This is a genomic window from Streptomyces sp. NBC_01433 (assembly GCF_026340105.1).
Taxonomy (GTDB): Bacteria; Actinomycetota; Actinomycetes; order Streptomycetales; family Streptomycetaceae; genus Streptomyces.
Genome location: NZ_JAPEPM010000002.1, coordinates 126,369 through 151,277 on the forward strand (window position 1 = coordinate 126,369; position 24,909 = coordinate 151,277).

Below are 24,909 nucleotides of genomic sequence, written 5' to 3' on the forward strand. Positions count from 1 at the left end.
TCATCCGGGAATCCATATCGCGCCCAGCACCATCAGTACGCCCATGACGTAGGAGGGCACGAGGTAGTAGAGCGTCACCGGGACGAAGATCCGCACCGGATTGATGGAGGCGATGCCCGCGGCCACGTACAACGGTGCGGCGCCCGGTGGCGAGCAGCCCTCGGACGAGGCCCACACGATGATGGCGGCGAAGGCGATGTACGGCGGAATATCGGCCGCCGTCAGTGCGGCGAAGGCGACGGGCCCGACGGCCGCGAGCGTGGAGGTCGTGTTGAGGGGGCCCGCGACGATCACCACGATCAGTCCGACGACAAGCGCCGCGACGATCTGCGGCACGCCCTCCAGGCGCTCCAGATAGGGGGCAAGCTGTTCGCCGATCCCCAGGGTGCTCAGCACATTGGAGGCGGCGAAGGCCGAGATCATCGTGACGCCGATCAGCCCGAGTTTGGGGCTGATCTCCGACAGCAGGGTCCGCCATTCCCCGCTGCCGCGCGGCAGCGAGCTCCGCTCGACCACCAGCCCCGCGAGCAGCATCACCACCGGCAGCCAGACCAGCAGCGGCACGGCGTCGGAGACGTCCAATCCCCCCAGCCGGTCGCCGATGAGATCGCTGGTCGGCGACGCCGTCAGCACGATCGGCACCGCGATGGCGGCCAGGACGATCAGCGAGGTCCAGCCGGCCGCGAAGGACCGACGCAGCGGATGGACGTCCTCCGGCGCCATCGCGCCCACGCCCCGCCGTTTGACGATGACGTAGGCGATGGCCAGCCGCAGCGCGACCATCCAGGCGCCCACAACGAAGATCGTGCCGACCACGTCCTCCGCCTTGAGGACCGGCAGTACGGTCGGCGCCGCCAGCAGGATGAAGAAGGCACCGCTGAACGGGAAGGTGGCACCGACGCCCGCGTTTCCGGCGAGGATCAATGCCGCGGTCTCACCGCTTGCCCTGGAGCGCTTCATCCAGGGAATGGTGATGGACCCGATGGTGGCCACGATCGCCGCGCCGTTGTGCGCGACGGCGCCGAAGAGACCGGCCGAGACCGTCGCGGCGTAGGCGGAGCCGCCCTCGCGGCGACCGAGCATCGAGCTGAGGATGTCGATCATCCGTTGCACGAGCCCCGTTCTCGTCAGCAGTTCGCTGACGACGACGAAGGCCAGGGCGGCGAAGGTGATTTCCGACTTCAGCCCCTCCAGGAGGCTCTCCCAGGCGACGCGCGGCGCGTCCGTGCCGGCGAACGCGGCGCTGACCAGGAAGCCGATGGCCATGGCTTCGCCGATATTGCGCTTGACCCCTACGTTCCACACGATGATGGTCCCGATGAAGGCGACCAGCGCGAGTATCGCGTTCACCGGCATCGCCCCCCTCGGGCGCGCCCCCGTTGTGCGGGACAGGGGAGGGAGGGTATGCCTTCAGCCGCGTACGGCTCAGTCCAGTGGCAGCACTTCCAGTCCGGCTTTCCGGTACGCATCCCCCGCCTCCTTCCCGGTGAGGAAGGCGTGCAGCGCCCGGGCCCCGGCCCGTTCGGTGGCCGCGGTGCCCAGCGCCGCCGAGAGTTCGGTGAAGTGCTGGGCCCCGTCCGGGAGTGGCCCCACCACCCGGGCCTCAGGTACGAAAAGCAGTTCACTCATCTGCTGTACGGCCAGATCGGCCCTGCCGTCGACGACGGCCAGCGCGGTGAAGCCCTTCTCCACGACGGTGGCCCGGGCGTTCACCTCGTCCGCTATGCCGAGCCGCTCCAGCAGCGCGGCGAAGTGGACCCCGCTGGCCCCGGTGCGGGAGTAAGCGACCGAACGGGCCGAGCGAAGCGCGTCGACCAGTGCGTCGACCGTGTCGATGGCGGGCGGCTCGGCGCCGGGCGGCACGGCCAGGCCGACCCCGACCCGGGCGATGCTCCGCACCGATGGCCGGTCGATCACCCCCGCCTCGCACAATGCCGGGAACGCGCCGGTCACTCCGACCATGACCTCCGGCCGGGCGCCTTCCTCGATCCTCCGCAACAGCACGTTCGTCGGGTCGTAGACGGTGTCGACGGCGGTTCCGGTCTTCTCGGTGAACGTCGTGAGAATGACGTCGTCGAGGGCTTTTTTCACCGCCAGAGCGCTGAAGAGCGACACCGTGTGCGGTATTTCCGCGGACATCTTTGTCCTTTCACCAGGGTGGGGGAACGGAGGCTCCGGGGAGAACGTCCCGCGGTGTCCGTTCGGGTTCCCCAGGGTTTCGGAGGGGGGTCAGTGGGAGGCGGGGCGCAGCGCACCGCGCTGGGCCTCCGTCAGCGGACGGATGCGCGCGCCGCGCAGCAGCAGGAAGAGCTTCGCCGTCTCCTCGATCTCCTCGGCCATCTCCAGCGCCCGGTCCAGGTCGGCCGCGGCGGCGACCGGTCCGTGGTTGCTCAGGAGGAGCGCGGCGTGCTCTCGGGCCGACGCTTCGACGGCGGCGGCCATCCGGCTGTCGCCGGGGGCGAAGTACGGCAGCATCGGGAGGGTTCCGACGCGCATCGCGTAGTAGGCGGTCAGCGGCGGCAGAATGTCCTCTCGATCGATGCGGGCCAGGCACGAGACGGCCGCCGCGTGCGTGGAGTGGGTGTGCACCACGGCGCCGGCGCCCGGCCTGGCGCGGAGCATCGCGGCGTGCAGGAACGCCTCCTTGGAGGGCTTGGGACCGGAGACATGGGCTCCGTCGGCGTCGATGACCGACAGTTCCTCGGCACGCACGGTGGCCAGACGCGACCCCGTGGGCGTCACCAGGATGTGCTCACCCGCGCGCACCGAGACATTGCCCGTGCTCCCGTGCGTCAGCGAACGGGCGGCGATGGCCCGCGCGATGGTGATGAGGCGGCCCCGCTCGGCGTCATCGCCTCGCCCGCTCATGTGGAATCCGCCCGCTCGGCGAGGGACGCGGAGGCTTCGAGGAGCAGGCCGGGGCCGCCGAAGTTGCCGGACTTGAGCAGCAGCGCCGGGGAGCCGCCGCCCAGGGGATGGATCCATGGCACCCCTCGCGCGGCCTCCGCGCCGACGTGTGCGCCGGTGACCCCGAGCGCGGCGACGACGGCGCCCGAGGTCTCGCCCCCGGCGGCGACCAGTCGGCCCACCCCGCGCTCGGCCAGCCCGGCGGCGACGAGCCCTGTCGCCTTCTCCAGCACGGCGGCCGAACGCTCCACGCCCAGTACCCGCTGCACCTCACGCAGCTTCTCGGGGGCAGCCGAGGAGTACAGGACGGGTGCGCCACCACCTGCGGGGAGTGTGTCGTACCAGGCGAGAGCGGCATCGGCGAGCGCCATGGGATCCGGTGCCGCCACCGCATCCAGGTAGTACCCGGGCCTGCCCGCGTCAGTGAGCGCCGCGAGCTGTTCCAGGGTGCGGCGGGAGCAGCTCCCGCTCAGTACGGCGGCGGGCCCGCCCAGTGCCTTCCGGGTGTCCGCGGCAGTCTGCTCGTCACCGGCCTCGTCCCACCCGGCGCCCGGCGTGTGACCGGCGCGCTCCTCCGCATACGCGTGGGCCAGGCCAGCGGCCAGTCCGGCAGCGCCCGCGACGAGCGGGAAGCCGAGGGCGGCCCGGCCGAGCGTGCGCAGATCGCTCTCGTCGATGCCGTCGGCCAGCACATAGCGAGCGCCACGCGCTCCGGCACCCGCCAGCGCGACGCGCACCGCCTCCCCTCCCTCCCGCACTGTTCGGAGCCCGATGAGGGCCACCTGCTCACGGGTCTGCGCCCGCAGCAGCCTGGGCAGATACGAGTCCGTCATGGGGGTCACCGGGTGGTCGCGCATGTGCGACTCGCCGAGCAGGACGTCGTCCACGAAGAGATGGCCCTGGTACTGGGTCCGCAGATGCTCCGGCGAACTCGGTGTCAGCGGCACGGTATCGGCGCCCGTCGCCTCGGCCAGCCCGTCCAGGACCGGGCCGATGTTGCCGCGCGGGGTCGAGTCGAAGGTCGAGCAGAACTTGAAGTAGATCTGCCCCGCGCCCTGTTCGCGCAGCCACTCCAGCGCGCCCAGCGACGAAGCGACCGCGTCGGCCGCGAGCACCATGCGGCTCTTCAAGGCGACGACCAGTGCCTCGTGCTCGGGCAGCCGAGCCGAGCCGGACCCGTCCGTCCCCGCACCCGTACGGTCCGGCACGCCGAAGAACAACAGGGTCCGCAGTCCGGCGCGGCGCAGCGCCGCAGCGACGTCCGTCGCGCCGGTGAAGTCGTCGGCGATGACCCCGAGCGGGGCGGTACGGCGGGTCCGATCCGCTGGGTGGTGACTGTGCAGATGCTGGGTCACAGAGTTCTCCCGGTGAGGGCGGAGCGCAGGGCGGCTGCCGCGGCCCGCGGACCGGAGACGACGGGCACGTTCAGCGTGGTGGAGAGCGGCGCGGCGGCGGATGCCAGCGAGTACTGGGCGAGCAGTACAGCGTCGGCTTCGGCGATGTGCGGCAGGCAGGCGTCCCGCAGCGCGTCGGAGAGCGCGGAGAGATCGCCCTCGCGGGCCGCGTCGAAGGCGTCGGGCGCGACCACGCCGACGGGTTCCGTCGCCGAGCCGGCCGCTGCGGCGGCGGCCGAGAAGCGAGTTACCGAGTCCCGCATCGCGGCCTCGAAGGAGGCGAGCACCAGCACCCGGCCGTTCCCCGAGGAGAGCGTGAGCGCACGCTCGAAAGCCGCGGTATCGGGCGCCAGCAGCGGGACCGGTGTCTCGACCGCTTCGGTGACCGAGCCGTACAGCGAGCAGGTCAGCAGCACCCCGTCGGCCCCGCCGGCCAGGGCGTAGCCGATCAGCCGGCCCATCCGGTCCACGAGGGCGGGCGGCAGCGGGCCGTCCTCCGGCGCGTCGGCCAGCAGCCGGTCGTCCAGCAGGTTCCAGGGCTCGGCCGACGGGAACTCCTCGGCCAGTCCGGCGACCGCTGGGGCGATGGCGGTGGGAGTGCCACTGATCAGTGCGATCCTCGGAGTGCGGACGCGGTCCGCCGTTCCCCCGCTCATCGGGCCCCCTCCGCCGGGGGCACCGCTGTTCCGGCGTGCTCGGCGAGCCAGGAGAGACCGTTCACCGTGCCGTTCGCGGGGCGGTATTCGCAGCCGATCCAGCCCGGGTACGAGGCGTCCAGCAGCGTGCCGAAGACCCGCGGCCAGGCGATCTCGCCGCTGCCCGGCTCCGTTCGTTCCGGCGGGTCGGCGATTTGGATGTGCCGGACCCGGGGCAGTTGCTCGCGCAGCGTCGAGACGAGGCTGCCCTCCTGGACCTGTACGTGGTAGAGGTCCAGGAGCAGTCCGATCCCGTTCCCGCCGAGCGCTTCCACGGCCGCGGCGGCCCGCGCCTGGGTGTCCAGCAGGAAGCCGGGCGCATCACGACCGTTCTGTGCCTCCAGGACCAGGCAGACCCCCGTGCCCCGTGCCCGCTCGACGGCCCAGGCCAGGTTGGTGACGAACGTGGCGAAGGCGCGGTCGTGGCTGACGCCGGACGGCCGTACACCGCCCAGCACGTGCAGGAACTCGCTGCCCAGCTCGACCGCGTAGTCAAGGCCGCGCTCCAGGTCGGTGCGGAACCGGTCGGTGCGGCCGGGCAGACAGGCCACGCCCGCCCGCTCCGGTGAACCGGGCTCGCCCATTGGCGCGTTGATCAGTACCTGGTGCAGTCCCGCGTCGTCGAGGCGCCGGCGCAGGCGTGCGGCCGGGTACGGGTAGGGGTCGGCGTACTCGACGGCGGTGAAGCCGGAGGCTGCCGCGGCGTCGAACCGTTCCTCGAAGGGGACTTCCGTGAACAGCCACTTGAGGTTGGCGTCGAAGCGCAGTCCGTTCGGCGCCCGCATCAGCGTGCTCCGGCAACGGCGCTCGCGCAGCCTGGATTGACCACGTGATCCGGGGTGCGGCCGGCGAGCAGTTCGATCACCTGGCGGGCGGCCATGGCACCGGACCTGGCACGGGCCTCGACCGTGGCGGCGCCGATGTGCGCGGTCACCATGACGCTGTCGAGCGCGCGCAGCCTGCTGTCGGCGGGCAGTGGTTCGTCCTCGACGACGTCCAGCGCGGCGCCCGCCAGCCGGCCGGCCTCGACCGCGTCGGCGAGCGCGTCCTCGTCCACGACTCCGCCCCGGGCGGTGTTGATCAGATACGCGTCGGGCTTCATCCGGCGCAGTGCGACGGCGTCGATCAGATGCCGGGTGGTCTCGTCCAGGGAGATGTGCAGGGTGAGGAAGTCAGCCGCCGCCAGTACGTCATCGAGAGGCCGCGCTTCGACGCCGGTCTCCTTCAGGAAATCCTCGTCCAGCCAGGGGTCGTGGGCGACGACCCGCATGCCGAGAGCGAGTGCCGCGCGGGCGACGGTCTTGCCGATGGAGCCGAGGCCGACGACGCCGAGCGTTGTGCCGTGCAGTTCCCGACCGCTCTCCTGCGTCCAGCCGCCACCGCGCACGGCGGTGAGGTTCTGCGGGATGCGCCGGGCGCAGTTCAGCATCAGGGCCAGGACGTGCTCGGCGACGGATATGCGGTTGGTTCCCGGGGTGATGGTGACCGCGACTCCCCGCCGGGTCGCCGCCACGACGTCGATGTTGTCGTAGCCGACGCCGCAGCGGCTGAGGATCCTCAGTCCGGGGGCCGCTTCGATGACCTCGGCCGAGAAGGGGTCGGTGCCGGCGACGACGCCCACCGCATCCGCGACGCACTCCGCCAGCGTGGTCCCGGCGGCCTCCCGGTCGGCGCGCCGGGCGAAGACCGTCTCCAGGCCGGCATCCCGGAGGATTCGGTCGACCGCGCCACCGGGTTCCAGATACGGCGTCGTCACGAGTACACGGAGCGCACGTTCCGTGGGGGGCTGTGTCATAAGGGTCCTCTGCGTTCTGCGGCGGCACGGCCAGTAGGTTCGGACTATAGTATAGGATTCGATAAAAGACTATAGCGTTGATGTGCGGGTGATCGAGAAGGAGAGGGCCGCGCTACCATCGAGCGACAAAGGAGACTCGCATGGCTAGGCGACCGTCCGATCGGCAACCTTTGGCCGATCAGATGTACGAAGTGCTGCTCGGGCAGTTCATGGACGGACTGTGGTCACCGGGTCGGCCGCTCAACATCGGCGCGCTCTCCCGCGAGCTGAACGTCAGCCAGACCCCTCTGCGTGAGGCACTCGCCCGGCTTGAACACACCGGCCTGGTACGCCGCGAGGCACTCAAGGGCTACCGTGTGGCCCCGCTCTTCAGCGAAACCGAGCTGATCAAGCTGATGGACGCGCGGCTGGTGCTGGAACCGACCCTCACGTACGAGGCGGGCCGCCGGACCACACCCGAGTTCCTCCAGGACGTCGCCGACAGCATCGAGGAGTTGCGGCGCTGCGCGACAGGCACCGGCGGCTCTACATCGGTACGCGCCTATCTGTCGGCCGATGAACGCTTTCACTTCCTGATCGCCAAGCAGTCGGCCAATCCCTTCCTGGAGTCGGCGTACCGCTCGCTCAGCGGCCATGTGCAGCGCTTCCGGCTCTTCACCGAACTCGGCTCCTCGGACGCGGAGTCGCCCGCGCGCGATCACGCGGCCGTCTACGACGCACTGGCCGCGGGCGATGCCGAGGTTGCCGCCGACCGGATGCGGGAGCACATCGAGAACGCGAAGGTGCGTGCGTTGAAGGACCGTCAGGCCGTGGCGAGCGACTGACGTCGGCCTTCCCGCGCCGGGCGTCGGCATTCGCGCAACGCCCCATCGCTCGGCGAGGTACCGCGCGACCGCGTCGACGCCACGCGCCGTGTCAACGGCCTCGTAGTGCTGGTTCTTCGGTACTTTCCGTGAAGTGGAAGCGTTCTTGAGGTAGCCCCTTTGTGCCGGGGGGGCGCCGCCGCGTCAACTGCGCGGATCCGAGTAGGCATCAATCCCGGCGAAGCCCATCGCGGCGATCCTCTTGTGGACTACGTCCGCGCGGATACGGCCCTGCGAGCGGACCACCAGTTCTGCGTGGTGGTCGCACCCGGCCAGCTCGGCCGCGGCACGGTAACTGCCCTGCGCGGTAAGCGACCGCATGCGGGAAGCTTCTCCCGGAGACCGCCGTCAGAACCGGCGGAGCGCCGGGCCACCACTTCGGCGAAGGTCCCTGCGGTGGGCCTGGTTCAGTGGCAATCGGTCCGGGTTCAGTGTCAGAGGACACCGCCGAACGGTCCGGTGCCGGCCGCACCAGCACGTCCCCGGTGCAACGCCGACCAGATGACGAGTTGCACTGCGGCTGCTGACGGCCCCAGTACTGGCCTGTAGAGGCAGAACCCCCGCCCAGGAATCGGGCGTTGCAGCCCTCGGGGCGCGGCCCGGGTCGACATCCTGCATCTGGTCCTCATCGCTGTACGTCGTCCCGGTGCCGGACAGCGCCGGACGGAGACGTACACGGCGGCCCCGGCCGGGCGGGGGGTCCCTGCGAGAAGCACCGTTTCCATGACAGTGAGGAACCCGGCGGTGCACCGCGCCATGACAACAGAACCGAACCGGACACCACTTCCGTGTCAGCAGCGATCGCACCCGCCCACCACCCGAACAGCACAAGCATGCGTGACTGATGGCCCATCACTGCCAACACCCCACTGACACCGAACCGCTGCATCGCAGCCGGCTTCTTAGTCCCCCGTACGCCGCAGGCCCGTCCACGTGAACGGGCCTGCGGTGGTGAAGGCGGGTGTCTCTACTTGGTGATGACTGGGTCGAGCCACGCGCCGATGCCGCCCCCATTGCAGCTGTTGATGGTCAGGGTGACGCGGTACGCCCCGTCGAGTTTCACGGTCACCTTCTCGGCGGTCTCTCCCACTCCCATGGTGCGCTGGAATTGCGTACGGCTGTCCACTCGGATGGTGAAATCGGCACTGGCTGAGGTGGGGCTGTCGTCGGAGACGCCGACACGAGTGACCAGTGACTTGTCGGTGCGGTCCAGCTGCCATGTCGCGGTGGTCTCGCAGCCCGGGGAGGCGAGGGCATGCAGGGCGATGGGGTACTCGCGCAGGTTCACCCGCATGGGCCCGGTGAGGTAGCCGTCGTCCTCGAATGCCATCAGGTCCTTGACGAGCGACCCAGTACCGGAGCTCGGAGGTGGGGACGGGGACGATGGCGCACCGGTGGTACTCGGCGCCGCCGTGTTCGGTGTCTCGCTGGGAGGTGCCGGGGTGGTGGGGCTGGGTGTGGGGGGTGTCGGTGAGGCGGACGTCGGCGGGGCGGCCCGGTCGGTCGTGTCGTGTGTGCCGGCCGCCCAGAGGCCGACCGCGACACCCCCGCCGGCCAGCAGCACGGCGGCCACCGCACCGCCGATCAGCACAACAGCGCGCCGGCGGCCGGACTTCTTCGGGGCCGCCCCCGGGGAAAGCGTGGGCGGACCGGGCGGCATGGGAGGCGTGGTCGTGCGGTGCAGACCGGCATCGCTCCCGGATGACGCCGGGACCAGGTCGCCAGGCCCGTCGGCTTCTTCGAGTACGGCCAGGCGCGCACGACAGCCGTCCAGTTCGGCGATCAGGTCTCCGCGGCGGTGAACGAGCTCGTCGCGGCGTTCCGCCAGAAGCCGGCTCTCCTCTTCAAGTTGGTGCCTCCTGTCGTCACCGCCCGGGGCCAGCCGCCCCGAGCGGCGCGTCTCTTCCTCCTGGTCCGTGCGGAGCCGGTTCTCCCGCGCACGGACCTCGGCCAGCTCCTCCCCGAGCCGGCGCAGCGCCTCCTCGCCGTCCAGGAGGCGCAGCAGGAGAGAGTTCTGGTCGCTGCCCCGGACATCGGCGCCGATGTCCACCAGGACCTGCCGATAGGCGGTGAAGAGCTCGGTCCTGCGCTGCGGCCCGGCGGGGTCATCGGTACGGCGGGTGACTTCGGTGAGCAGGTCATGGAGGAAATCCCAGGGAGGCAGGCTCTTGCCCGGGAGGTACTTGAAACGGATCACGGAGTCCTTGTAAGCGGGATAGCGCTGAGCGAACTCACGCGAGCTCAGACCCGCCAGGTCGAGCAGCGTCCGGAGCCTGCTGCCGAACTCGGCCTTCAGCCGGTCCCTCCTCTCCTGCGCCTCCCGACGCGCGAGAACACCGTCCCCGTTGCCATCCTGGCCATGCGCCACTGATGCTCCCCCTTCACGGGATGCGGAACCGGACAGCCACTGGTGCGCATCCCCACCACCGTGGTGCCCTCGGCCACCACGATCCAGACCAAAAAGACGCCCCACCGGCGCAGTCGCCCACCAGCGGAAAACCCCGCCACTTTAGAGCCAACCGCCACACGTAGCAGGGAAGTTGACCAACTCGTGCTGCTGTCCAGCATGTCCTGGCAAAAAAAACGCACCGCTGACCGGGAACCCGGCGCCCACCGATGGAGGCTCAACGTGACCGATTACCTCTTCACCGTCCTGGCCCTGCTCACCCTGACCGGGATCTACCCGGGCGGAGTCCCCGGTGATGACGCCGGGGGCCCGGCCGGCACCGGGTACCGCATCGACCGCGGCTACCTCGGCCCCGAACTCGCCCCCGCTCTGACCGGATACACCGTCTGCGACACCGATGATCTACGGAGCCTCTCAGACCGTCTCCCCTGACTGCCACCTTCAACCGCGCGAAGAGGAGAGAACCGTGCCGCACCGCTCCCTCACGATGCACCAGCCGCACAACGACAGCCCCGTGCCCACCGATGCCCTGAGCCCGGATGTCCTCCACCCAGAGGTGTGCGCGGAGCAACGTCGTACCTGACGGGCGCACCGCACAAGCCGAAGCCGGTCCTCCTCAGCACGGAAGGCGACGTCTCTCCGACGACATCACCGGACTGCCGGAAGCGGGATACGCGGCTATCACCTGCCGCCTGGTCCATCGGTGCCGTCCTGAACAGCCTGGCCGATCCGAAGCTGATCGAGACCGTAGGGCAGGAGCAGGGCTGTTTCGGCCACACCCGCATCGCGCCAACTCCGCGCGGCGCACGGGTGGATGCATCCCGCACGCTCGTTCGGGCCCTGTGTCATGGGGTTCGGAGTCCGACCGAAACACATGTGTTCGAGTTCTTGAGGAGGTCGTTAAGCCTCATGACCCAGACGCGAGCGACAGCATAGGGGCCACTGTGACCTCGGCCGGCACGCCCGAACATCTGGATACGAGTACATCGGCAGGAAAAGCCTCGACGGAGGAGGCCGCGAGCACGGCGCAGAGCGAGGAGTTTCTGTACCGGGACGAGTCCCGGCTCCAGGCCGACACGCAGTCGACGACCGGCGCAATGGCACGGCGCCTGCCCGCGTTGGTGGTCCGGTCCCTGAAGTTGGCCTGGCGGGTGGACCGGGCGGCGACGGCCGGGCTGCTGGTCCGTCAGGCCGACACAGGGGTGGTGGCCGCACTCGGGCTGCTCGCGGTGACCAGGTCCATCACCCCACTGGTCTCCCCCGGCGACATCACCGACCGGCTGCGGGACGCGGCTCCGCAGCTCGCGGTCATCGCTGCGGCCGCCGGTGCACGCGCGCTGCTCGGGCTCGTGGTGACGTGGCTGACCGGCCGGTTGCGGCCGGTGCCGGCCCGGGCGGCGGAGCTGACGGTGATCGAAGCCGCGAGCTCGGCGCCGAGCTCGCGGCGAGCAACCAGCCCGGCTACAACAACACCTACGACATCGCCGTCCGCGGCACCCAGGTCACCCCCGACCTCGTTGCCGAGTCCCAGGACGTGCTGGCCGCCACCGCCGCCCTCGCCACGGGAGCGACCGCCCCGGCCGTCCTGTATCCGGCGCTTCTCCCTCTGCTGCTCCTGGCGTGCCTGTCGCAGGCCACCGCGTACGCACGGGCCGCGCGCGTCCTGTAATGCCTCACAGCAGCAGTCGGACAGGAACGGGCAAAGGACGGTGCCGTGCAGGGCCCGGTGGTCGCCGGACAGCGCGCAGCAGCGGGCGGCGAGGCCCCATGCTTGAGTTCTTCGCCGATTGCGCCGCACAGTGGCGCCAGGGCGTCGGCGGCTTCGGTGCCGGAATGGTAGGCCGGGGCGACTTCGAGCTCTGGCCGCGAGAGCGTCGCACGGTGATCCTCATGCCGGCCGTGCCGTCTCGTGGAGGGCTGTTCATCCCTTCTCGGAAGGCGCTCAGCCGCCCGAGTACCGATGATCGGAATCGGCGGGATGTGAAGTCGCTCAGGGGTGCATTCGCGCGCCCTTGAAGACCTTGTCCACCGCGTTGCGCGGCCCGTAGACGGCCATCCCCACAAGTTCGAGCCCGCCCTTTGCCACAGCCCGTACGGCCGCCCGGTTGTCCCGGTCATTGCCCGTGCTGAACAGGTCTGCCGTGAACACGGCCCTCGGCAGCGAGCGGGACAGCGCACGACCGTGCGCGACGGTCAGTGTTTCCCTCGTCCCCTCGAAGACCAGCACGGGCTGGCGGAACATCGGCAGATACGCGGTGTCGTCGGCGTCCGCGTACGGCTCGCCGATCACCTCGGGTGACGTCGTGCCGAGCCCGCTGACCAGAAAGGCGGTCACGTTCAGCCGCTGCCAGGACTCAAGGTCGTCGCGCAACAGGACGGCGATCTTGGTGTCGAAGCGGACGGGCACGTTCTCACAGTCTGCACCAGTCTCGACCCCGGCCCCGGCGCTGGTCTCATCCTCGGTTCTCATGCTTCGAGACTCCCGGATGCGCGCCTTCTTCGTCTTGTACGTTCTTTGCGTGACGCCCCGGCAGGAGATCTCCGCGTGGCGCCCGCCGGTCGCGGGTGTCGTTGAGGTCTTCCACGCCCATTTCACCGAGCACGTGTACCCATGCACGTCCACGATGCCTGGACTTTGCTGATCGTCGACGACGGCGCGGTCCGCTACGACCTGGACCGCTACGAGCGTGGTACCCCGAGCGACACCGTGAGCCTGCTCCCGCCGCAGGTCCCGCACAACGGCTCACCTGCCACCCCTCACGGCTTTCGCAAGCGTGTGCTCTACCTCGACATGACACAGCTCGACGAGCGCTTCATCGGACCGGCGGTGGACGGCCCGGACCTCACCGATCCCGTCCTGCGCAGACGCGTCGGACAGCTGCACACAGCCCTCGGGAACTGGGGTGACCGGTTCGAGGCGGAGAGCCGTCTGGCCCTCATCAGCGAGCGGCTGCGTGAGCACCTGCGCCCCGGGCCGGCCTTCGGCAGTGCGGGGCCCGACCGCGGCATCGCCCAGAGCCTGCGTGACCTCCTCGACGAGCGGCTGCGTGAAGGCATCGCCCTGAAAGAGGCCGCGCGCCTGGTCCACGCCCACCCCGCGCATCTCGTACGTGCCTTCAGCGGCGCCTTCGGGATCGCCCCGCACCAGTACATGACGTCCCGCCGCGTCGACCTGGCCCGCCGCCTACTGCTCGACGGACAGCCGCCGGGCGAGGTGGCGACCGCCGTCGGCTTCTACGACCAGTCCCACCTCGCCCGGCACTTCAAGCGGGTCGTGGGCATCAGCCCGGGCCAGTACGCCCGTACCGGAGCCGTCAGCTGAGCATGCCGCGCACGGGCCTCGTCCAGGCCCGCGCACGGCGTCATCGGCGCATCCAGGACGCATACAGGTCAGGGTCGAAGAAGTTCCCGACGTCGTCCCACAGCAGATCCGGCATCCCGCCAGCCCGTCCGAGCGTAGCCCGATTTCCTTGACGAGCCCCGCGGAGGAACCCCAAGACGGGTGAGTCCGTCTCGCCGGGGCCCCATCCTCACACCGCGCCCATGACCTCAACGGGGCGTCACGGACTCCCTCTTCACCTCCAGGCCCGCCGGCGCCTCGATGTGCGCCGTGCCGTCGGCGGCCACGGTGATGTCCAGACGCCCGCCCGCGACATCGAGACCCTCCACCTTCAGCGGCCGGTACGCCTCGGCGAACGTGGGCGCGACGGTCAGGGTGCCGCCGGGGACGTCGGCCGAGAGCCCCAGCGCGGACTGGAGGACCGCGACGGACGAGGCGGCCGCCCATGCCTGCGGCCGACAGGACGCCGGATAGGGAGAGGGCACCGAGTCGGTCGCCGAGCCATGGCCGGCGAACAGCTCGGGCAGCCGGGCGTCGAAGCCCGCGGAGGCGGTCAGCAGCCCTGCGGCGAGCCCCGCCGCGGCGTCCGGGAACCCGGCCCTGGTCAGCCCCTGCACCGCGATCGCGGTGTCGTGCGGCCAGATGGAACCGATGTGGTAGCCATACGGGTTGTAGCCCACGGAGTCGCTGCTCAGGGTGCGCAGCCCATGGCCCGAGTCGAGGTCGGGCGCGCTGAGCCGGGCGGCCAGCAGTGCGCTCTCCTCGTGGTTGAGCAGGCCCGTGCCCAGCAGATGACCGAAGCCCGAAGTGACCGAGTCCACCGGCCGCTTGTCCCGGTCGAGGGCGACGGCGGGGTAGGCGCCGCGCTCGTCCTCCACCCAGAAGTGGCTGCGGAACCGGTCGGAGAGCCGCTCGGCCCACTCCTCCCACTCATCGGCACCGGGCCGGCCGAAGGCGCGCAGCAGCGCGGCGCCGCCGCGGGCCGCCTCGTACGCGTACGCCTGGACCTCGCACAGCGCGATCGGAGAGGTGGCGAGACGTCCGTCGCGGTGCCGGATGGAGTCGCCGGAGTCCTTCCAGCCCTGGTTGGCCAGACCACGTCCGGTGTGGTCGATGTACTTCAGAAAGCCGTCGCCGTCGGCGTCGCCATGGTCGCGTATCCACGCGAGGGCGGACTCGGCGTGCGGCAGCAGCTGTTCGACCTGTTCGGGGGCGAGCCCCCAGCGCCAGGAGTCGTGCAGCAGCGTGATCCACAGCGGGGTGGCGTCGACCGTACCGTAGTAGGACGGCGGCAGCGAGAAGTTGTCGTGGAAGTCCTGGGTCCCGCGGCGCACTTCGTGCAGAATCTTGCCGGGCTGCTCCTCGGTGTCCTGGTCGGACTTCACGCCCTGGCGGCGCGCCAGCGTACGCAGCGTACCGGCGGCGAGTTCGGTGCCCAGCGGCAGCAGCATCCGGGCCGCCCACAGGGAGTCGCGGCCGAAGAGCGTGAGGAACCAGGGGGCACCGGCGGCCAGGAACTGATCGGCGGGCGCTTCGGAGTCGGTCAGCCGCAGCCTGTCGAGGTCGGCGGCCGACTGGCCGATCCAGTGGTCGAACCGCCGGTCGGCACTGCGCAGCACCGGCGTGCGCCACGGCACGCTGTCCGCCGCGGGGGCGGGGAACTGGTCGCCGTCCTCGTGCGCGGCGTCGCAGTGCAGTACGGCGGTCCAGACCGCTCCGGGCGCCAGCTCGATGTCGTACTCCAGCCGCCCGGATGCCGGGTCGATGGCGGTGGGCCCCGGGGTGGAGGTGAGGCGTACGGCGAACGCCTCCTTGGACCAGCCGAGTCCGTCCGGCGTGGCGGTCGCGGCGACCGGGCTCTGCGCGTGCCCGGACTTGACGCGCTCCATCGCGGCGAGGTCGGTGGCGGCGGTGACGATCAGCCGGACGGAGACGTTCCGTCGTCCCGCGTTGGAGACCTCAAGGGTCTCCTCCAGCCGGCCGGGGGTGACGCGCCGCCTGCGGTGGAGGGTGACGGCCGGGTCCGGGGTCTCCTCGCCGAGGCCTCGCAGCACTCCGCGGAAGGACGCCCGGTCCGCACCGTCAAGGGCTCCGCGTACCGGCGCGATCGCGATCCCGTCGGCCTCGACGGTCAGCCTGGCCAGCGCTCTGCTGTCGCCGTGGTAGAAGCCTTCGGCGCCGCCGTCGATCTGTCCGTCCGCGTGGGATATCGCGAAGCTCGGCGCGTACAGCGTCACACAGGCGTCGTGCAGGAACGGCTGGAGGCCCTCGGCCGAGGGGACCGCGGCTGCGACGGAGTTCATAGTGTCGTGGGTCTTGACAGTAGTGGACAACAGAGCAGAACCTCTCAGTCATTGGAGCGTTCCAAGAACCCTAACGACGACTTCAGCTCGTTGACAATGGCATTGGAACGCTCCAATCAACTCGTCGATTCGTACAAACCGTTCCGGAGACCGTCATGCCCCGCTCCCCCAACACCCCCTCGCCCAAGGCCGGTCCAGTGACCCTGGCCATGGTCGCGCGGCGCGCCGGAGTCTCTCCACAGACGGTGTCGAATGCCCTCAACTCGCCCGAACTGCTCCGCTCCGAGACGCTGGAGCGGGTCCGGCGCACCATCGACGAGATGGGGTACCGCCCGCACCGGGCGGCTCAGACGCTGCGTACGCGCTCCAGCAAGCTCATCGGCTACGGCATACGTCCCACGCCGGGGAACTCGGCGCCGGTCATGGACCGCTTCCTGCACGCGCTGTCCCAAGCGGCCGACGAGGCCGGCTACCGGATCCTGCTGTTCGCCTCGCCGCCCGGCAATGCCAGCCTGAACGGGCACGAGGAGCTGATCGGTCTGCACAGCGTCGACGGGTTCGTGCTCAGCGGCACCGACCGCGGCGACCCCCGTCAGGCCTGGCTGACCAAACGCGGCATACCGTTCGTGGGCTTCGGCCGGATGTGGTCGGGCCGGCAGATAGGCGACTGGGCGGATGTCGACGGCGCGTCGGGCACGGACACCGCGGTCGAGCATCTGGTGGCACTGGGGCATCGCAGAATCGCGTTCCTCGGCTGGCCGCGCGGCTCCGGTGTCGGCGACGACCGGGCCGAGGGCTGGCAGCGCGCCATGCACCGGCACGGTCTGCCGGTACGCGGCCGACGCGCGCAGAGCCTCGACGACACCTCCTCGGCGCAGGCCGCCGTGGCACCGCTGCTCGACGCGGGGGCGACGGCCGTGATCGCAGCCAGCGACATGCTCGCGATGGGCTGCTACCAGGCGCTGCGCGAGCGGAAGGCCGCGCCGGGCAAGGATGTCGCCGTCATCGGCTTCGACGACTCCCCCACCGCGGCCCTGCTCTCCCCCGGTCTGTCCACCGTCGCCCAGCCGCTGGAGGCGGTCGGCCGCGAGTGCGTACGTCTGCTGCTCGCCCGGATGTCGGAGCCCGGTGCCCCGCCCGAGCGTGTCCTGCTCGAACCGTCCCTGGTCGTCCGCGACAGCACACCCGCCCCGGGAAGCTGACCGCGCCCACCAGCGCCCGGGGTGAGGAACCCTCCCCGGGGCACCGACTCCCAGCACCCCCTTCCCGGGCTACTGAGCCGCACGTTTCATCTCTACTGGAGGAATTCATGGTCACCCGCACGGCCGCCGCCGCACTCGTCGCCTGCGCGGCGCTCCTGGCCGCCACCGGCTGCTCGTCAGACTTCGACAGTGGCAAGGACAAAGAACAGGACAAGGCCGAGAAGCAGAAGCTGACCGTCCTGATCGCCACCTCGGGTGACGCCGAGACCCGGGCGGTGAAGGCCGCCGCCGCCTCATACGCGAAGAAGTCCGGCAACACGGTGACCGTCGAGGTCGCCAAGGACATGAACCAGCAGCTGGCGCAGTCCTTCGCCGGGCACAAGCCGCCGGACGTCTTCTACGTCAACTCCGACCAGTTCGCGAACTACTCCAAGGGCGGCTCGCTCTACGCGTACGGCGACCAGATACCCGACGCCTCGGACTTCTCCGAGCAGCTGCTCTCGTCCTTCTCGTACGACGGGAAGCGGATGTGCCTGCCCAAGGACACCTCCACCCTCGGTCTCGCCATCAACTCCGACCTGTGGAAGAAGGCCGGGCTGACGGAGAAGGACTACCCGAAGAGCTGGAAGGAGCTCCGGAGCGTCGCGGACAAGCTCACCGCCAATGGCGTCACCGGCCTGGTGACCAGCGACGAGTACCAGCGCCTCGGTGTCTTCATGAAGCAGGCGGGCGGCTGGCTCACCGACGCGGACCAGAAGAAGATGACCGCCGACACCCCGGAGAACGCCGAGGGTCTCGCCTTCGTCCAGTCGATGCTGAAGTCGGGCTCGATGAAGTTCGCCAAGCAGGTGGACACCAGCTGGGGCGGTGAGGCGCTCGGCAAGGGCAAGGCCGCGATGACCATCGAGGGCAACTGGATCGACGGCGGCATGAAGCTCGACTACCCGGATGTGAAGTACGCCGTCGCCCCGCTGCCGGCGGGTCCGAAGGGCGAGGGCACACTCGCCTTCAGCACCTGCTGGGGCGTCGCCGCCGACAGCACCCACCGGGCCGCGAGCGTCGACCTCGTCAAGCACCTGACCTCCGCCGACCAGCAGCTGGCCTTCGCCGACGCGTTCGGTGTCATGCCGTCGCGGACGAGCGCCCTCAAGACGTACGCCGAGCGGACTCCGCAGGCCAAGGCGTGGGTGGACGGCAGCGCCTACGCGCAGGGCCCGGTCACGATCGCCGGCTTCGACAAGGTCCTGAGCCAGTTCAACACCGACCTCCAGTCGCTGCGTACGGCCGACCCGAAGAAGATCCTCGCCGACCTCCAGCGCAACGGCGAACAGGCGATCGCGAAGGGCAACTGAGCACCATGCCCCTCCGTACTGTGCGCGCGCGCCGCGCACACCGATCGACCGGCACGCCGGACGAACCTGACGCGCCCGGCGTGACCGGTACGACCGCGACGGCCCGCGCCCGCGCCCCGCGCGCGGGCCGTCGCGGGGACCAGCGCCGGGAAGGCGCCTGGGGATGGCTGTTCGTCAGCCCCATGGTGCTGATCCTCGGACTCTTCCTGGTGCTGCCCATCCTCATGGCGCTGTGGGTGAGCCTGCTGCACTGGGACGGGCAGTCCAACCCGTTCAGCGGCGACGCCGACTTCGTGGGCCTGGACAACTACCGGACGCTGTTCACACAGGACGGTCTCGACCGCACCCTCTTCGCGACCGCCCTGCGCAACAACGCCTACTACGTCCTGCTGACCGTGCCCCTGCAGACCGGACTGGCGCTGGGCCTGGCCCTGATCGTCAACCAGAAGTTGCTGCGGGCAAGGGGGGCGCTGCGTACGACCTTCTTCTTCCCGTCGGTCACCAGCTCCATCGCCGTCTCCACGGTCTTCCTCTTCCTCTTCCAGGGCAGCGGTGCCGTCAACTCCCTCCTGTCGTGGATCGGGGTGAAGGGACCGAACTGGTTCGCGGACCCGCGCGGGGTGCTCTCCCTGATCCTGGGCGGCCTCGGGATCATCGATCCCGAACGGCCCGCCGGGATGCTGGCGGACCACTCCTTCATGGGGCTCTCGTGGTTCGAGTGGCTGTCCGGCCCCTCGATCGCGATGTGCACGATCATCCTGCTGGCCGTGTGGACGACGTCAGGCACCTTCATGCTGATCTTCCTCGCGGCGCTCCAGGACATCCCCCGGGAGCTGGAGGAGTCAGCCGCGCTGGAAGGGGTCAACCGCCGTCAGCTGCTGCGGTACGTGACGCTTCCCGCGCTGCGTCCCGTGCTGTTCCTGGTGCTCACGCTGGGGCTGATCTCCACCTGGCAGGTCTTCGACCAGGTGTATGTGATGGGCCAGGGCGCCCCGGGCAATACGACGCTCACCCCCGCGTTCCTGTCGTACTCCGCGGGCTTCGACAACTCGGACTTCGGCCAGGGCGCGGCGATCGCGTTCGTGCTGCTCGCCCTGATCCTCTGTCTGACCGCGTTCCAGCGCTGGGCCCTGCGGGAGCGCGGCGCACGTGAAGGGAGCAGGCGATGAGCGCCGGTGGTACGGCCGTACGCGACCGGGTCGAGCGGGCCCGGCTCCGGCGCGCCGCGCGCGATCCCGCACGTCCGCCGGTGCTGGGACGGTTCTCCTTCCCGCTGCGGGTGGTGGGGTACTCCCTGGTGGTGGGGATGGCGCTGCTCTATCTGCTGCCGTTCCTCCTCCAGTTGGTGACCGGCTTCAAGACTGACCCCGACGCGGCGGCGAATCCGCTCTCGCTGCTGCCGACCACTCCGACGACGGCGGCCTACGAGCGGCTGTTCGGGCTGAGCAAGTCGGCGGACGGTGTGCCTTTCCTGCGCTGGCTCTCCAACTCGGCGCTGGTCGCGGTGATCGTGACCGCGGGCCGGGTGCTGTTCGACTCGATGGCCGGGTACGCGCTGGCGCGGCTGCGCTTCCGGGGCCGCTCGGTGGTTTTCGGCTTCGTGCTCGCGGTGATGGCGGTTCCCGGGGTGGCCCTGCTCATCCCGAAGTTCCTGGTGCTCAACACCTTCGGGATCTTCGACACGTACACCGGCATGATCCTGCCGCTGCTGGTGGACGCGGCGGGCATCTTCATCATGAAGCAGTTCTTCGAGTCGGTGCCGCGTGAGGTCGAGGAGGCCGCGCGGGTCGACGGGGCAGGGGTGTTCCGGATCTTCTGGTCGGTGGTCCTGCCGATGGCCAGACCCGCGCTGATCACGCTGACGATCCTGTCGTTCCAGGGATCGTGGAACGAGTTCACGCACTTCCTGGTCGCCACCCAGTCCGGTCAGTACGAGACGCTCACCACGGGTCTGGCCCGCTTCGTCTCGGGCGGTCTCGGCGGCGGCACGCAATATCCGCTGAAACTGGCGGCGGCGCTGCTCTCCACCCTGCCGGTGGCCGCGCTGTTCTTCTTCTTCCAGCGCTACTTCGTCAACGGCGCCAACTCGGGCGCGGTCAAGGAGTAGAGGAAGGACGGCCGGAGTCCGGCCCCCGACACTGCCCCGTCGCCGGGTACGGCGACGGGGCAGTCACATACTCCGCCAAAGGATGAAACACACAGAACCGCCGAAGACGGCCCATCATTCGGCGGCGCCCGCGTCGCGAATGTGTCGTGGCAGAGAGAGCACCTGCGGTGGTGCGGGCGCTATGGGGCACCTCGGAGATCGAGAGGACGGCGACGATGGCGTCCGTCGCGCGGTCACGGACGCGGATACGGGGCTGCCACCGCTTGCCTCTCGGTGCGCTGGCTGCCGCGCGAGGAGCAGAACGCGACGACCGGGCTCCCACACTCGCAGGAACACATCGTGTCATCAGCGCGTCGGCGCGCTCGTCCCGTACGGACCGGCCCCCTCCCCTTCGCGGCCGTCGTACGGGAGCGACCACACGTGGATTCAGCGCTGCCCGGCCCGCGCGGTCGTCCCCGGCTCGCAGGCCCGGCCGCTTTGCTGGTTCAGGACGTGCAACGCGTCCGCGGAGGTCGAGTCGTTGGGGGTGTAGATCTCGACCCGATGGTCGGGGCTGTCGGGCTGGAGCCACACCTGGTAGTCCACGTCCACTGCGCCGACAGTGGGGTGCCGCAGGTGCATGGCCCCGACGGTGCAGTCGGCAACGTCACCGGTGGCCCACATCCTGGCGAAGTCGTCGCTACGCATGGCGAGTTCGCCGATGAGTGCCGCAAGCCGGGCGTCGGTGGGATACCGGCCCGCGGTGAGTCGCAGGTAGGCGACGTGGACGCGGGCGAGCTCGGCCCAGTTGCGGTACATGTCGCGGGTGTGGGGATCGAGGAAGAACAACCGTGGGATCGACGGACGCCGCTCCGGATCCTGTGGCGCCTCGTAGGGGAGGTGCTCGGCGACGAGTGCCTGTCCGGTGCGGTTCCATGCAAGTACGTCTCCACGCCTGCCGAGAACAACTGCGGGTGTGGCCTCACCGAGTGACTCCAGGAGTGTGAGGACGCGCGGGTGAGCCTCCTCGTGGGGCGGTTCGCATGGACCGGGTTTCACGGACTGCCTGGCGAGATTGTGCAGGTGGACGGTCTCTACCTGGTCGAGCCGGAGTACCCGGGCGAGCGCGTCGAGCACCTGCTCGGAAGCGGTCTCGGCCTGCCCCTGCTCCAGGCGCGTGTAGTACCCAGCACTCACTCCGGCGAGCTGGGCGAGTTCTTCACGCCTGAGACCGGGGACTCGACGGGAGCTGCCGTAGGTACGCAGATCGATCTCAGCCGGAGTGACCCGGTCACGGCGGCTCTTCAGGAACGTTCCGAGGCTCTCCATGAACCCGATCCTAGGATGTCGGCCGGAGCCATGGGTGTACCTGCTGGGTGCACCCACGGCGCGGGGATGGTTGTCGACCGCACTGTGCCGGACCGTCGACAACATGACTCAACAACACGCACACACCGCGTCCCGCCTGCGACCATGGCTCGGGCTCGCGGTGATCCTCGGCCCGGTACTCCTCGTCTCCATGGACGGATCGATCCTGTTCCTGGCGATGCCGCAAATCAGCCGAGCCCTCTCACCGACCGCCGACCAAGCGTTGTGGATCCTGGACATCTACGGCTTCGCCGTCGGCTCCCTGCTGGTCGTCTTCGGCAGCATCGGTGACCGCCACGGCCGGCTGAAGCTCCTGATGATCGGCGCGACCGTGTTCGGACTCGGTTCCGCCGGGGCGGCGTTCGCGCCGAACCCGGAACTCCTCATCGCCTGCCGGGCACTCACAGGGGTGGCCGGCGCGACCCTGCTGCCCTCGGCGCTGGCCGTGCTGAGCGAACTGTTCCCCGACGCCCGGCGCCGGGCGCAGGCCATCGGAATCTTCGCCGCCGCCTTCGCCGCCGGGTTCGCCATCGGCCCGATCGTCGGCGGCACCCTGTTGGGGCAGTTCTGGTGGGGCTCGGTCTTCCTCGTCAGCCTCCCCGTCATCGTCGTGTTTCTGCTGTTCGCGCCGGTCCTTCTCCGCGAGGTCCGGGCGACCGGGGCAGGCCGCATCGACCCGCTCAGCGTCGCGACCTCCGCCGGAGGCCTGCTGCTCACGATCTACGGAATCAAGCACCTGACCGCGGACGGGATGTCGGCCCTGCCGATCGCGACGACGCTCCTCGGCGTCACAGTGCTGACGTTCTTCACTCTGCGCCAACGGCACCTGGAACACCCGCTGATCGACTTCTCCCTCTTCCGTGACCGCGTCTTCACGATCGCGATCATCACAGGCCTGCTGCCCCTGGCCGCGTGGTCGGCGACGGCATACCTGGCGGGCATCTACCTCCAGTCCGTACTGAACCTGAGCGTCCTGCACGCGGCACTCCTGGCGCTCCCCGGCGCGGCGGTCCTCACTATCGCCTGCATCGTCACGCCGACCGTCGTCGACCGCATCGGCACAAAGGCCGCGCTCATCATCTGCCACTTCTCCATCGCCGCCGGCCTGTTGCTGCTGCTTCCCACCACGATCACAGGCGGGATCGGCTGGTACGTCGCTTCGACTGCGATCGCCGGCCTGGGGTACGGCATCTCCTTCAGCGTCGTCGCAGACACCGCCGTCGGGGCGGTCCCCGCGGAGCGAGCGGGGTCGGCCGGCGCGATCGCCGAGACCAGCAACGAGATCGGCAACGCCCTCGGCATCGCGATCCTCGGCTCGCTCGCCGCGCTGCTCTTCCGTCTCCAGGGCCCAGACCTTGCCCCCACCCTCGATGAGACCCTCCAACTCCCCTCCCTCGTACCGGCAGCGGCCCAGAACGCGAAGACCGCCTTCGTCACCGGCCTGCACGTCGTCGTGGTGGTGACCAGCCTGTTGCACGCCGCACTCGGAACCGTTGCCCTGCACTGGCTCCCCAGATCGGCATCCGACGAGCCGGGCTCCGACACAACGAGAACCGGACCATTGGCTATGTCGGCGAGCAATGGTTCTGGGTCACATTCCGTGAAACACACACGTTGAACAACTACCGACACTGCCGGAGCGACCGGGCTGGTGTCCTCGGTTGTCGCGGGCTCGCCGGGAGCGTTCGTTCTGGGCATGGTTGACCTGGAAGCGGGCGGTGTCGTCGCTCACGCCTTGACCTTGAACGCAATGTCCGGCCTGCGCGGCAGCTCGTGGCCGCCACGGCTCAGCACGACGTCTTCACGGAGCTCTGGGGTGGAGTGGGTGTGCCACCGGCTGTGGCCGGTCGTTGAACCGGCGGACGGGCACTCCACCAAGAGGCCCCAGGCATCGACCGGAGCAGAGAAGAGTGTCTTCATGCGACGTGTTTCCGTCGGTCTGGCCGTTCTCGGCGTAGGCCTGACCTCGCTCGTGGGTACGGCCGTCCCGGCCGCGGCCGTCGAGGCCAACGGTTCCGTGACGACGCAGGGGTGCTTCGACAGCGGTGGCACCGTCACGTACGGGACGACGAAGGGGCGGCGGTGCTACGGCGGGACGTACAGCGGCTACTCCGTGATGAATGAGGCGAACGCCAACGGTCCGGGCGATCCGCCGGATCCGATCGGCTGACGCTGTTCTTCGGCCGCACACCCACACCGCCTGAAGCTCAACTGCCGGGAGAGCAGGCCATCATGATCCACACGACCGGAAGGGCCGCCGCCGTAGGGTGGTCTCCCACCGGGAACACCAGCCGGAGTTCTTCACGGCGTGTCCTGCCGGGCGTTGGGCCGTTAGGAGGACGGGGCGTGATCGGCGTCCTCCGGCGAAAGGATGCTTGATGCCCACGAAGCGCGTTGGCCGCCGTCTGGTGGTGCTGTCGGCCACGGCCGCCGCATGCACCGGCGCCATGAGCGCCCCGGCCGCGGCGAGCGAGAACATTCTCGCAGCCGGCAATGGCGCATACGGCAACACGATGCTCAACACACACAAGGAAGTCACGGCAGTCGGCCAGACAGCTCACGGCAGCGGGCTGGCCGGCAGTCTCGTCCAGCTGCCGGTGAACCGCCCCGAGAACGGCGGCGGCGGTGGCAGTCTCCTCTTCTCCGAACGTGAGTTGAAGACCGCAGTCACCGCGGTGGTCTGGGAGCGGTGAGCGGCTTGCGGCTGAGGGGGCTCCTGGCCAGGATCTGGACACCGGTCGTGGTCAGGGAGCGCCGTCGGCAGGGTGTCTCCGCGGCAGGGCTGGCCTCCGGGGCGGTATCGGGGGCGGTGTACGGCAGCGAGCCGGTCAACGGCTACCAGGTACTCGAACAAGTGGTGCAGCTGCCGGTCAGCACATGGAGGTATCACTGGGATCCGCCCCACGTGAGGCACCTGGGCCCCATGGCACAGGACTGGTGGAAGGCCTTCAAAGTGGGTGAGAACGACAGGACGATCTGCTGCACCGACACCAACGGAGTGGCCCTCGTCGCAATCCAGGCCCTGCACCGGGAACTCACCGAACTCCGGAACGAAGTCACAGCCCTACGGGCCCAGACTCCCCAGCACACCACCCCAGCACCCCCAACGGCCCCGGCACCGCCAGCACCTGATCAGCCTCCACGTCCCCCGAACACCCCGCACCGGACACGCGGTCGAAGCGACGGCTGAGCAACTG

At 69.8% G+C, this 24,909-nt stretch carries 24 protein-coding genes and 1 pseudogene; 12 read left to right on the plus strand and 13 right to left on the minus strand.

From position 1 onward, the window contains the following. From OG413_RS28235 to OG413_RS28265, 7 genes are all read right to left on the minus strand, one after another. Positions 1-1,350 carry a TRAP transporter large permease subunit gene (locus tag OG413_RS28235; RefSeq protein ID WP_266810598.1) on the minus strand — a complete coding sequence of 450 codons (1,350 nt, stop codon included), beginning with the start codon at positions 1,348-1,350 and terminating at the stop codon, positions 1-3. A 75-nt stretch (positions 1,351-1,425) separates the two neighbouring features. Continuing rightward, a complete protein-coding gene (locus tag OG413_RS28240) occupies positions 1,426-2,139 on the minus strand; it encodes a substrate-binding domain-containing protein (protein WP_266810599.1) in 714 nt (237 codons plus the stop codon). Positions 2,140-2,229: 90 nt separating this feature from the next. Next, a complete protein-coding gene (locus tag OG413_RS28245; protein ID WP_266810600.1) occupies positions 2,230-2,868 on the minus strand; it encodes an aldolase in 639 nt (212 codons plus the stop codon). After that, entirely contained in the window at positions 2,865-4,262 is a 1,398-nt protein-coding gene (otnK, locus tag OG413_RS28250; protein WP_266810602.1) for a 3-oxo-tetronate kinase, read from the minus strand. Before otnK ends, OG413_RS28245 begins: the two co-directional genes overlap by 4 nt. Further along, the gene (locus tag OG413_RS28255) at positions 4,259-4,957 is read right to left on the minus strand and encodes an aspartate/glutamate racemase family protein (protein WP_266810604.1); all 699 of its coding nucleotides are present in this window, start codon (positions 4,955-4,957) and stop codon (positions 4,259-4,261) included. The genes otnK and OG413_RS28255 overlap by 4 nt, the downstream gene beginning before the upstream one ends. Continuing rightward, positions 4,954-5,781, minus strand: coding sequence for a hydroxypyruvate isomerase family protein (locus tag OG413_RS28260; protein ID WP_266810606.1), 828 nt, complete (start codon positions 5,779-5,781; stop codon positions 4,954-4,956). The genes OG413_RS28255 and OG413_RS28260 overlap by 4 nt, the downstream gene beginning before the upstream one ends. After that, the gene (locus OG413_RS28265; RefSeq protein WP_266810607.1) at positions 5,781-6,791 is read right to left on the minus strand and encodes a phosphoglycerate dehydrogenase; all 1,011 of its coding nucleotides are present in this window, start codon (positions 6,789-6,791) and stop codon (positions 5,781-5,783) included. Before OG413_RS28265 ends, OG413_RS28260 begins: the two co-directional genes overlap by 1 nt. A gap of 140 nt (positions 6,792-6,931) precedes the next feature. On the opposite strand from OG413_RS28265, the gene OG413_RS28270 reads away from it, so the two are divergent. Further along, positions 6,932-7,615 (plus strand): GntR family transcriptional regulator, encoded by a 684-nt coding sequence (locus tag OG413_RS28270; RefSeq protein ID WP_266810608.1) that lies wholly within the window; start codon positions 6,932-6,934, stop codon positions 7,613-7,615. A 183-nt stretch (positions 7,616-7,798) separates the two neighbouring features. On the opposite strand, the gene OG413_RS28275 is transcribed toward OG413_RS28270, so the two are convergent. Both OG413_RS28275 and OG413_RS28280 read right to left on the minus strand, forming a co-directional pair. Then, entirely contained in the window at positions 7,799-7,975 is a 177-nt protein-coding gene (locus tag OG413_RS28275) for a hypothetical protein (RefSeq protein WP_266813320.1), read from the minus strand. A 646-nt stretch (positions 7,976-8,621) separates the two neighbouring features. After that, positions 8,622-10,022, minus strand: coding sequence for an NPCBM/NEW2 domain-containing protein (locus OG413_RS28280; RefSeq protein ID WP_266810610.1), 1,401 nt, complete (start codon positions 10,020-10,022; stop codon positions 8,622-8,624). Positions 10,023-10,283: 261 nt separating this feature from the next. On the opposite strand from OG413_RS28280, the gene OG413_RS28285 reads away from it, so the two are divergent. Together OG413_RS28285 and OG413_RS28290 are read left to right on the plus strand one after the other, a co-directional pair. Then, the gene (locus OG413_RS28285) at positions 10,284-10,493 is read left to right on the plus strand and encodes a hypothetical protein (protein WP_266810611.1); all 210 of its coding nucleotides are present in this window, start codon (positions 10,284-10,286) and stop codon (positions 10,491-10,493) included. A 925-nt stretch (positions 10,494-11,418) separates the two neighbouring features. Further along, positions 11,419-11,730: a hypothetical protein gene (locus tag OG413_RS28290; RefSeq protein ID WP_266810613.1), complete on the plus strand. Its 312-nt coding sequence runs from the start codon at positions 11,419-11,421 to the stop codon at positions 11,728-11,730. Between the two features lie 321 nt (positions 11,731-12,051). Here the strand turns inward: OG413_RS28290 and OG413_RS28295 are convergent, their stop codons facing one another. After that, complete coding sequence (locus OG413_RS28295; protein WP_266810614.1) at positions 12,052-12,531, minus strand: DUF2000 domain-containing protein; 480 nt, start codon at positions 12,529-12,531, stop codon at positions 12,052-12,054. Between OG413_RS28295 and OG413_RS28300 the strand changes: the two are divergent. Beyond that, positions 12,530-13,383, plus strand: a pseudogene (locus OG413_RS28300) (AraC family transcriptional regulator). The gene OG413_RS28295 and the pseudogene OG413_RS28300 sit on opposite strands and share 2 nt — an antisense overlap. A gap of 227 nt (positions 13,384-13,610) precedes the next feature. Here OG413_RS28300 and OG413_RS28305 read toward each other — a convergent pair. Continuing rightward, positions 13,611-15,704 carry a glycogen debranching N-terminal domain-containing protein gene (locus tag OG413_RS28305; RefSeq protein ID WP_266810615.1) on the minus strand — a complete coding sequence of 698 codons (2,094 nt, stop codon included), beginning with the start codon at positions 15,702-15,704 and terminating at the stop codon, positions 13,611-13,613. A gap of 155 nt (positions 15,705-15,859) precedes the next feature. Between OG413_RS28305 and OG413_RS28310 the strand changes: the two genes are divergently transcribed. From OG413_RS28310 to OG413_RS28325, 4 genes are all read left to right on the plus strand, one after another. Then, positions 15,860-16,906 (plus strand): LacI family DNA-binding transcriptional regulator, encoded by a 1,047-nt coding sequence (locus OG413_RS28310; protein WP_266810617.1) that lies wholly within the window; start codon positions 15,860-15,862, stop codon positions 16,904-16,906. Positions 16,907-17,013: 107 nt separating this feature from the next. Next, positions 17,014-18,258 carry an extracellular solute-binding protein gene (locus OG413_RS28315; RefSeq protein WP_266810619.1) on the plus strand — a complete coding sequence of 415 codons (1,245 nt, stop codon included), beginning with the start codon at positions 17,014-17,016 and terminating at the stop codon, positions 18,256-18,258. Between the two features lie 80 nt (positions 18,259-18,338). Beyond that, entirely contained in the window at positions 18,339-19,427 is a 1,089-nt protein-coding gene (locus tag OG413_RS28320) for a carbohydrate ABC transporter permease (RefSeq protein ID WP_266810621.1), read from the plus strand. Continuing rightward, on the plus strand, positions 19,424-20,365 hold the full coding sequence (locus OG413_RS28325; RefSeq protein WP_266810622.1) for a carbohydrate ABC transporter permease: 942 nt from the start codon (positions 19,424-19,426) through the stop codon (positions 20,363-20,365). Before OG413_RS28320 ends, OG413_RS28325 begins: the two co-directional genes overlap by 4 nt. Positions 20,366-20,791: 426 nt before the next feature. Here the strand turns inward: OG413_RS28325 and OG413_RS28330 are convergent, their stop codons facing one another. Then, positions 20,792-21,673, minus strand: a complete 882-nt coding sequence (locus OG413_RS28330) for a helix-turn-helix transcriptional regulator (protein WP_266810624.1) — start codon at positions 21,671-21,673, stop codon at positions 20,792-20,794. Between the two features lie 103 nt (positions 21,674-21,776). Here OG413_RS28330 and OG413_RS28335 point away from each other — a divergent pair, with 103 nt between their 5' ends. Further along, positions 21,777-23,330, plus strand: coding sequence for an MFS transporter (locus tag OG413_RS28335; protein ID WP_266810625.1), 1,554 nt, complete (start codon positions 21,777-21,779; stop codon positions 23,328-23,330). Between the two features lie 110 nt (positions 23,331-23,440). Here the strand turns inward: OG413_RS28335 and OG413_RS28340 are convergent, their stop codons facing one another. Then, positions 23,441-23,632 carry a hypothetical protein gene (locus OG413_RS28340; RefSeq protein ID WP_266810627.1) on the minus strand — a complete coding sequence of 64 codons (192 nt, stop codon included), beginning with the start codon at positions 23,630-23,632 and terminating at the stop codon, positions 23,441-23,443. Between OG413_RS28340 and OG413_RS28345 the strand changes: the two genes are divergently transcribed. The 3 genes from OG413_RS28345 (at position 23,631) to OG413_RS46950 (ending at position 24,902) form a co-directional block, all read left to right on the plus strand. After that, the gene (locus OG413_RS28345; RefSeq protein WP_266810628.1) at positions 23,631-23,882 is read left to right on the plus strand and encodes a hypothetical protein; all 252 of its coding nucleotides are present in this window, start codon (positions 23,631-23,633) and stop codon (positions 23,880-23,882) included. The two genes, OG413_RS28340 and OG413_RS28345, sit on opposite strands and share 2 nt — an antisense overlap. A gap of 208 nt (positions 23,883-24,090) precedes the next feature. Beyond that, on the plus strand, positions 24,091-24,405 hold the full coding sequence (locus OG413_RS28350) for a hypothetical protein (RefSeq protein WP_266810629.1): 315 nt from the start codon (positions 24,091-24,093) through the stop codon (positions 24,403-24,405). A 116-nt stretch (positions 24,406-24,521) separates the two neighbouring features. Continuing rightward, positions 24,522-24,902 (plus strand): tail fiber domain-containing protein, encoded by a 381-nt coding sequence (locus OG413_RS46950; RefSeq protein WP_323137975.1) that lies wholly within the window; start codon positions 24,522-24,524, stop codon positions 24,900-24,902. Positions 24,903-24,909: the final 7 nt, after the last annotated feature.

Excerpts from the sequence above, each read along its gene's own strand:
- OG413_RS28240 (WP_266810599.1), bottom strand. The coding sequence starts at position 2,139 with ATGTCCGCGGAAATACCGCACACGGTGTCGCTCTTCAGCGCTCTGGCG.
- OG413_RS28245 (WP_266810600.1), bottom strand. The coding sequence starts at position 2,868 with ATGAGCGGGCGAGGCGATGACGCCGAGCGGGGCCGCCTCATCACCATC.
- OG413_RS28255 (WP_266810604.1), bottom strand. The coding sequence starts at position 4,957 with ATGAGCGGGGGAACGGCGGACCGCGTCCGCACTCCGAGGATCGCACTG.
- OG413_RS28260 (WP_266810606.1), bottom strand. The coding sequence starts at position 5,781 with ATGCGGGCGCCGAACGGACTGCGCTTCGACGCCAACCTCAAGTGGCTG.
- OG413_RS28265 (WP_266810607.1), bottom strand. The coding sequence starts at position 6,791 with ATGACACAGCCCCCCACGGAACGTGCGCTCCGTGTACTCGTGACGACG.
- OG413_RS28270 (WP_266810608.1), top strand. The coding sequence starts at position 6,932 with ATGGCTAGGCGACCGTCCGATCGGCAACCTTTGGCCGATCAGATGTAC.
- OG413_RS28275 (WP_266813320.1), bottom strand. The coding sequence starts at position 7,975 with ATGCGGTCGCTTACCGCGCAGGGCAGTTACCGTGCCGCGGCCGAGCTG.
- OG413_RS28295 (WP_266810614.1), bottom strand. The coding sequence starts at position 12,531 with ATGAGAACCGAGGATGAGACCAGCGCCGGGGCCGGGGTCGAGACTGGT.
- OG413_RS28305 (WP_266810615.1), bottom strand. The coding sequence starts at position 15,704 with ATGAACTCCGTCGCAGCCGCGGTCCCCTCGGCCGAGGGCCTCCAGCCG.
- OG413_RS28310 (WP_266810617.1), top strand. The coding sequence starts at position 15,860 with ATGCCCCGCTCCCCCAACACCCCCTCGCCCAAGGCCGGTCCAGTGACC.
- OG413_RS28315 (WP_266810619.1), top strand. The coding sequence starts at position 17,014 with ATGGTCACCCGCACGGCCGCCGCCGCACTCGTCGCCTGCGCGGCGCTC.
- OG413_RS28325 (WP_266810622.1), top strand. The coding sequence starts at position 19,424 with ATGAGCGCCGGTGGTACGGCCGTACGCGACCGGGTCGAGCGGGCCCGG.
- OG413_RS28330 (WP_266810624.1), bottom strand. The coding sequence starts at position 21,673 with ATGGAGAGCCTCGGAACGTTCCTGAAGAGCCGCCGTGACCGGGTCACT.
- OG413_RS28335 (WP_266810625.1), top strand. The coding sequence starts at position 21,777 with ATGACTCAACAACACGCACACACCGCGTCCCGCCTGCGACCATGGCTC.
- OG413_RS28345 (WP_266810628.1), top strand. The coding sequence starts at position 23,631 with ATGCGACGTGTTTCCGTCGGTCTGGCCGTTCTCGGCGTAGGCCTGACC.
- OG413_RS28340 (WP_266810627.1), bottom strand. The coding sequence starts at position 23,632 with ATGAAGACACTCTTCTCTGCTCCGGTCGATGCCTGGGGCCTCTTGGTG.
- OG413_RS28350 (WP_266810629.1), top strand. The coding sequence starts at position 24,091 with ATGCCCACGAAGCGCGTTGGCCGCCGTCTGGTGGTGCTGTCGGCCACG.